The sequence below is a fragment of the Microvirga sp. P4_G7 genome (assembly GCF_056401005.1).
Genome location: NZ_JBFUKD010000881.1, coordinates 1 through 1,277 on the forward strand (window position 1 = coordinate 1; position 1,277 = coordinate 1,277).

Genomic DNA, 1,277 nt, shown 5'->3' on the forward strand with positions numbered 1-1,277 from the left:
GTGGAACGGTTCGGTACTCCCGGCCTTCGAGGAATGCGTGTTCTGAGATCATCCTGCGGCTTCCACAAACCCCATAGCCTCATCCCGAGGAGCCGCAAGGTTGCGTCTCGAAGGAAGTAGGCTCAGGACGCTGCCTTCAATCCAAGAATACCGAGGACGATCAGGCCGATGCACGCAAGGCGCAGCGCAGTCGCGGGTTCGCCGAGAAGATAGATGCCGAGGATGGCCGTGCCGACCGTGCCGATGCCGGTCCACACCGCATAGCCGGTCCCGACGGGGAGCGTCTTCAGCGCGATGCCGAGCAGGACGACGCTGACGACCATGCTCACTGCAGTGAGCAGAGAGGGTATCAGCCGTGTGAAACCGTCGGTGTATTTCAGGCCGATGGCCCAGCCGATTTCAAAGAGGCCGGCGAGAACCAGATAAATCCATGCCATGACAAAACTCTGTGTGTCAGTGGCAGGGTCGTCCCCACCCGGAAACAAAACAAATGGCGAGGTCGTCCCCGCCTGGCCGGAATATATGCGTTCCCTCTCGTCTCGCAAGTTTTGGACTGCAGCAGGAAAGTTCTACTCGCTGGAAAGGCGGCTCGACGGCCTGAGGGCGCGCAACGGCTCGAACGGCGCGTAGGAATTATGTTTCCACGCGTCGCCACATTGCATGCAGATCGATCGAAACAGGAAATCGTTCTCTTCCATGCGCTTTGCGAGGCGCTCCTGCCGGGCGCGATTTTCGCTGTCGGCGTCCGTGGTCCCCGCGGGACGCACTTTCAACGTCAGCGCCGGCGATTCGGTGGTCGTCTGAGCCATGACCGGACTGGCGAGGATGGCCATGGCGACGATGACCGGAAGACGAAAACGCATTGAAAACTCCTTGAAATCGACGCGCATGCTAGGAAAGACAGGACGCTAGGTGATAGTGTTTCGTCAAGGACGAAGAATGGGGATCCGCCCTTATTCCCGCCGAACGCTCACTGCATCTCCCATCAGCGTCCGCTGGCAAAATGATGATATTTCATCATTTGTTCTATGCGCGACGTCGGGATAGGCATGCGGTGAGAACCGCAGGCCTCCAATGACGACGACATCCATGAACACCGTGTCTGCCCCTCCGCGTTTCGACAGGATCGATTTCGGCCTTTACGCGGCTACCGCCTTCCTGTGGGGTGTGAGCTGGATCGGCATTCGCGCGCAACTCGGCATTGTCACGCCGGAGATGTCCGTCTTATGGCGGTTCATGCTCGCGGCTGCCGTCATGTGGGGATGGCTCCGGGTCGC

The 1,277-nt window shown here is 59.4% G+C and carries 2 protein-coding genes and 1 pseudogene; 1 reads left to right on the plus strand and 2 read right to left on the minus strand.

The window, feature by feature from the left end; translation table 11 throughout:
- Positions 1–122 precede the first annotated feature (122 nt).
- Both sugE and AC1DT3_RS21595 read right to left on the minus strand, forming a co-directional pair.
- Positions 123–437: a quaternary ammonium compound efflux SMR transporter SugE gene (sugE, locus tag AC1DT3_RS21590; protein ID WP_477467233.1), complete on the minus strand. Its 315-nt coding sequence runs from the start codon at positions 435–437 to the stop codon at positions 123–125.
- 132 nt (positions 438–569) lie between these two features.
- Positions 570–863, minus strand: coding sequence for a hypothetical protein (locus AC1DT3_RS21595; protein WP_477467234.1), 294 nt, complete (start codon positions 861–863; stop codon positions 570–572).
- Between the two features lie 226 nt (positions 864–1,089).
- Here AC1DT3_RS21595 and AC1DT3_RS21600 point away from each other — a divergent pair.
- Positions 1,090–1,277: pseudogene (locus tag AC1DT3_RS21600) on the plus strand (hypothetical protein); the annotation flags it as partial.